The organism is Terrabacter sp. P5_B1 (genome assembly GCF_056400505.1).
In genome coordinates, this window is record NZ_JBFULD010000288.1 from 1 (window position 1) to 5,534 (window position 5,534).

At 72.4% G+C, this 5,534-nt stretch carries 6 protein-coding genes; 3 read left to right on the plus strand and 3 right to left on the minus strand.

Translation table 11 applies throughout. The features are described 5' to 3' along the window. Positions 1-493, minus strand: a 493-nt coding sequence (locus AC1DP0_RS17365; RefSeq protein WP_478086739.1) for a maleylpyruvate isomerase family mycothiol-dependent enzyme, incomplete at its 3' end; no start/stop codon positions are given. Between the two features lie 75 nt (positions 494-568). Here AC1DP0_RS17365 and AC1DP0_RS17370 point away from each other — a divergent pair. Then, positions 569-1,003 (plus strand): MarR family winged helix-turn-helix transcriptional regulator, encoded by a 435-nt coding sequence (locus AC1DP0_RS17370; RefSeq protein WP_478086741.1) that lies wholly within the window; start codon positions 569-571, stop codon positions 1,001-1,003. A gap of 33 nt (positions 1,004-1,036) precedes the next feature. On the opposite strand, the gene AC1DP0_RS17375 is transcribed toward AC1DP0_RS17370, so the two are convergent. Together AC1DP0_RS17375 and AC1DP0_RS17380 are read right to left on the minus strand one after the other, a co-directional pair. After that, entirely contained in the window at positions 1,037-1,450 is a 414-nt protein-coding gene (locus AC1DP0_RS17375; RefSeq protein WP_478086743.1) for a RidA family protein, read from the minus strand. Between the two features lie 329 nt (positions 1,451-1,779). Continuing rightward, positions 1,780-2,409, minus strand: a complete 630-nt coding sequence (locus AC1DP0_RS17380; protein WP_478086745.1) for a thymidine kinase — start codon at positions 2,407-2,409, stop codon at positions 1,780-1,782. An 81-nt stretch (positions 2,410-2,490) separates the two neighbouring features. Between AC1DP0_RS17380 and AC1DP0_RS17385 the strand changes: the two genes are divergently transcribed. Both AC1DP0_RS17385 and AC1DP0_RS17390 read left to right on the plus strand, forming a co-directional pair. Further along, entirely contained in the window at positions 2,491-3,393 is a 903-nt protein-coding gene (locus AC1DP0_RS17385; protein ID WP_478086747.1) for an aminoglycoside phosphotransferase family protein, read from the plus strand. Between the two features lie 113 nt (positions 3,394-3,506). Continuing rightward, a partial coding sequence (locus tag AC1DP0_RS17390) for an acetyl/propionyl/methylcrotonyl-CoA carboxylase subunit alpha (protein WP_478086749.1) occupies positions 3,507-5,534 on the plus strand: 2,028 nt, incomplete at its 3' end.

Here is a 5,534-nt window from a genome sequence, read left to right on the forward strand (position 1 = left end):
CGGTGGCGACGAGCCGCAACCCGGCGAGGCGGCGTCTCGCGTGGAAGGGCCAGCCCATGCCCCACACCCGGTCGAAGGCGGCCCGGCCGGCCTCTTCCRGCACGGGCCGCCCGATGCCGAGGGGGACCGCCATGTCCTGACCGTGGACGATGGCGTCCATCAGGAGGTTGTCCGGGTTCGTGATCCTCGGCATGGTCCGTGCGGCGGCGTCACGCCGCAGCTGCTCCACGATCTCGCCAGTGGGGCGTCGAGCGTGGTCGATGGCGATCTGCGCGCCGGCGGACCAGAGGTTGCCCCGCGCCCGGGCGAGCTGCCGCAGGAGCGTCGACGTGGTCGGCGCGGTCGGCGTCATGGCCACGTGGGCGGCGACGTCGCGCACCCGCCATCGCGCGCAGAGCGACGGCATCTCCCACTGCGCGGGTGTCAGCTCCTCGAGCAGGGACGCCAGACCGAGGCGCTCCTGCTCGAGCGCGCTCCACATGGTGTCGTCCATGGGAACCTCCCATGATTATGGTAAGAAGTTCTTACTACATTCCCACTCGACCCAGCGATGTGCAAGGGGGTTTCGGTGCCAGACCCGAGCCTGGGCGTCCTCCTCTTCATCCCCTACCGCCACCTCGAGCAACGCATCCTGCGCGCGGTGAACGAGGCCGGCTACCCGCTGACCCTGGCCCAGGCCCGGATGGCCCAACGCATCGACGACGCCGGCTCGCGGCTGACCCAGCTCGCCGACGCCGCCCAGATCACCAAGCCCACTGCCGGCTACCTCGTCGACCAGCTCGAGAAGGACGGCTACGTCGAACGTGTCGCCGACCCACGCGATGCCCGCGCCCGGCTCATCCGCTTCACCGCCAAGGGTCACGCCGTCATCGCGGTCGCCCGGGTCGTGCAGGACGGCATCGAGCAGGAGTGGCGCGAGCACCTGGGCGAGCAGCGGTCCCGGGCCCTCGTCGAGGCGCTCGTCGACCTCCGGAGCCTCACCGACCCCTACCTCGAGAACTGAGCGACACGGCATACGGCCGTCCGGCCGCACCGGCTATCTGAGCGCGGCGACGGCCTCGATCTCGACGAGCTGGTCGGGATAGCCGAGGACGGTGACCCCGTGCAGGGTGCTCGGCACCTCGTGATCTCCGAAGGCGTCGTGGACGACGGTCCAGGCCGCCACGAGATCCTCGCGGACCGTCGTCGCCACGAGGACCCGCGTGTAGGCAACGTCCCCCAGGGTCGCGCCCGCGGCCTCGAGGGCGGTCACGGGGTTCGACACGCACCGACGGGCCAGCGCAGCGACGTCGCCGGGTGCGACGGTCGCGCCGGCCTCGTCGAGTGGGCAGGCTCCGGCCGTGAACACGAGCCGCGTCCCCGGGTCGGTCGTCGCGGCATACGCGTAGGGCGCGGTGTCGATGAGCGCGGCGGACCGGATGAGGCGGACGGCACTGTCGGGACGGCTCATCCTCGGCACGGTAGCGCGTGTGCACGGGGCAGGGGGGTGACCCAACGGCATACTCACGCCATGCGACTGCACCATCCGACCGACTGGAGGCGCGGGAGCGTGGCATCCGACGGGACGTCGATCTGGGCTGGGCACCCGGGGAGGCGGAGCAGTTCTGGGACGCGTGGATGGGCGCAGAGGAGCCGTTCCTCGCGTCCGACCGCCCGTGGGAGCGGGCCGCGTCGCTGTAACCCGACACGGCCCCTGTGTGTTGGGTCGCCAGGTGACTCAGGCCGTGTCGAGGAGTATCTGGGTCACGTGACAACCCAGTGCACAGCAGCCGGGCAGCATCACCGGACGCCCACCCCGAGGCCCACCCGTGCGGGACGCACGAAGCAGGAGCGGCAGCGCGCCTCGTAGGTGAAGGTGCCGTCGTCGGGCAGCGCCTCGGACCCGCCGAGGTGGTCGAGGAAGGGCTCGCCCGATCGGAGCACCTGCGTGTGGGTGGCGCTGAAGTCACGGCACTGGTCGCACACGGCGCGCCGGTAGGCGACGGTGTCGGGACCGAGCTCGAGCAGGGCCCGGACCGGGGCGAAGAGCTCGCCGCGGTGGTCGAGGTCGATCCCGGCGACGACGACGCGGGTGCCGCGACGCAGCAGCTCGTCGATGACGGCCATGTCGTCGAGATCGAACATGTGCACCTCGTCGACGCCCACGACGTCGAGCTGCTCGTCGAGGGCGGCGTGCAGGGACGAGACCTTCGTCGTCGCGAGCTCGCCGCCGCTGCGCGAGGTGACGCCGGTGTCGCGCACGTGCCGCTCCGACTGGTAGACGCGGTGCCGCACGCGGGTGAACTGCAGCGGCGACAGCGTCGAGATCAGGGCCAGGCTCTTGCCGGACTTCATCGGACCGAGCACGACGTCGAGCGACACCCCGGATGCGGTGCGCACAGCATGCCTGACGTCGTCGATCGTGGTCACGGGCCAGAACGCTATCGGTCGCCGGTGTCAGTCCGGAAAACCCGTCGCCCGGGAGCGCGCCGCCCACCTAGCGTGACCGGGATGCCGATGCATGAGGACGAGGTCCGCGCCACGCCCGAGCTGGTCGAGCGGCTCCTCGTCGAGCAGTGCCCGCAGTGGGCGGACCTGCCCGTCACCTCGCTGCCCGACGACGTGGAGGGCACCGACAACGTGCTCTTCCGGCTCGGCGACGAGCTCGTCGTGCGCATGCCGAAGGTCGAGTGGGCGCAGGGCCAGGCCGAGTCCGACGCCTGCTGGCTGCCCCGGCTCGCCCCGCACCTGCCCGTGGCCGTGCCGGTGCCGGTCCACCTCGGTCGACCCTCGGAGGGCTACCCGTGGGCCTGGTCGGTGGTCCCTTGGGTCGTCGGATCCACCCCTCCCCGACTCGGGTCCGACGACGTGCAGCTCGCGCAGGACCTCGCGGCGTTCGCCCTGAGGCTGCGGGACGTCGACGCCGCGGACGGCCCCAGCAAGCCGCCGGGCTCGCGGGGCACACCGCTGGTGCACGTCGACGACACCGTCCGAGCGGGTCTCGAGCGCCTGCGGGCCCACGACGACGGCATCGACCTAGCGGCGGCCGAGCACGCCTGGCAGGCGTGCGTCTCAGCGCCCGACTGGGCCGGCGACCCGGTGTGGATCCACGGCGACCTCCAGCCGGGCAACCTCGTCGTCGATGAYGGCCGCCTCGTCGCCGTCATCGACTGGGGCGCCCTCGGCGTCGGTGACCCGGCGCCAGACCTCGCGGCCGCCCTGTGGACCTTCACCGGCGCAGCACGCGAGGCGTATCGGGACGCCGTCGCCCCCGACGACGCGATGTGGCTGCGCGCCTGCGGCTGGGCCTTCGGCCCGTCGATCACCGGCATCGACTACTACCGGCACACCTTCCCCCGGATGGCCGAGCACGGTCGCCGCATGGTGCGGGCCGTCATCGCCGAGCTGACCTGAGTTGGCCCGACCTGAGCTGGCCGACGAATCGGCGCCTGTCTACTCGCCGGTCACCGCGCTGGCGTGGAAGGCTGCGGGGGGAGCGACACCACCCCTCGGCAGAAGGAGCCCCGATGATCTCTCGCATCGCCATCGTGAACCGCGGCGAGGCCGCCATGCGGCTCATCCACGCGGTGCGGGACCTCAACGCGGCCGCCGGGGCGCACGGCCACCGCATCGAGACGGTCGCCCTGCACACCGAGGGTGAGCGGCGGGCCATGTTCGTCCGCGAGAGCGACGACGCCTATGACCTCGGTCCCGCGTCGGCGCGCCCCTACCTCGACCACGCCGTCCTCGAACGCGCCCTGCGCGAGACGAACGCCGACGCCGCCTGGGTCGGCTGGGGCTTCGTCGCCGAGGACCCGGCATTCGCCGAGCTGTGCGAGCGCGTCGGCGTCACCTTCATCGGCCCGAGCCCCGAGGCGATGCGCAAGCTCGGTGACAAGATCGGCAGCAAGCTCATCGCCGAGGAGGTCGGCGTGCCCGTCGCCCCGTGGAGCCGCGGCGGCGTCGACACCCTCGAGGACGCCAAGGCCGCGGCCGCGCGCATCGGCTACCCGCTCATGCTCAAGGCGACCGCCGGCGGTGGCGGCCGCGGCATCCGTCGCGTCGACTCCGACGCCGACCTCACCGACGCCTACGAGCGCACCCGCGACGAGGCGCAGCGCGCGTTCGGCTCGGGCGTCGTCTTCCTCGAGAAGCTCGTCACGGGCGCCCGCCACATCGAGGTCCAGGTCATCGCTGACGGCCAGGGCGCCGCGTGGGCCGTAGGGGTCCGCGACTGCTCCGTCCAGCGCCGCAACCAGAAGGTCATCGAGGAGTCCGCCTCGCCCGTCCTCAGCGCCGAGCAGGAGGACGAGGTCCGCACGAGCGCCGAGCGACTCGCGATCGCCGTCGGCTACGCCGGCGCCGGCACCGTCGAGTTCCTCTACCACCCGGGCGAGCGGTTCTTCGCCTTCCTCGAGGTCAACACGCGCCTGCAGGTCGAGCACCCCATCACCGAGGTCGTCACCGACACCGACCTCGTCAAGCTCCAGATCTTCGTCGCGAACGGCGGCCGACTCGGCGACCTGCCGGGCGGCCGGCCCACCCCGCGTGGCCACGCCGTCGAGGCCCGCCTCAACGCCGAGGATCCCGACCGCGACTTCGCGCCGAGCCCCGGCCGCATCAGCCTGCTCCAGTTCCCCGCCGGTCCCGGCATCCGCGTGGACACCGGTGTGGGAGAAGGCGACTCGATCCCCGCCGACTTCGACTCGATGATCGCCAAGATCATCGCCCACGGTCGCGACCGCGACGAGGCCCTCGCCCGCCTACGCCGCGCCATGGCCGAGACGACCGTCGTCATCGACGGTGGCTCGACCAACAAGAGCTTCATCCTCGACCTGCTCGACCAGCCCGAGATCATCGACGGCTCGGCCGACACCGGCTGGATCGACCGCGTCCGCGCCGAGGGTCGCCTCGTCTCGCACCGCCACTCCGGCGTCGCGCTCGTCGCCGCCGGCATCGAGGCCTACGAGGACGCCGAGGCCATCGAGCGCGCCCGCCTGCTCGAGTCGGCCCGGGGCGGTCGCCCGCAGGTCCAGCACACGGTCGGCCGCGCCATCGACCTCAAGCTGCGCGGCACGGCATACAAGGTCATGGTGCTGCGCACGGCGTCGCACCGCTACCGCGTCTCCATCACGAACGGCGGGGACGAGCACGTCGTCGACGTGACGCTCGACCGCATCGACGAGTATGCCGGCCGCATCGTCGTCGAGGGGCGCTCGCACCGCCTCATCACGGCCACCCACGGGCCCGTCCACCTCGTCGAGGTCGACGGGATCACCCACCGCGTCACCCGTGACGAGGGTGGCGTCGTGCGCTCGCCCGCGCCCGCGCTCGTCGTCGCGACCCCGGCCCAGGTGGGTGACGAGGTCGCCGCGGGCGCACCGGTGCTCGTCCTCGAGTCGATGAAGATGGAGACGGTGCTCCCAGCCCCCTTCGCGGCGCGCGTGCGGGAGCTGCTCGTCTCGGTCGGCAGCCAGGTCGAGACCGGCGCACCGCTCGTGCGTCTCGAGCCGACCGGCGACGAGGCCGAGGTGGTCGAGGCGGCCGCCACCGAC

What these genes read in the sequence shown, in the direction of transcription:
- AC1DP0_RS17375 (WP_478086743.1), bottom strand. Translation starts at nt 1,450, where the DNA reads ATGAGCCGTCCCGACAGTGCCGTCCGCCTCATCCGGTCCGCCGCGCTC.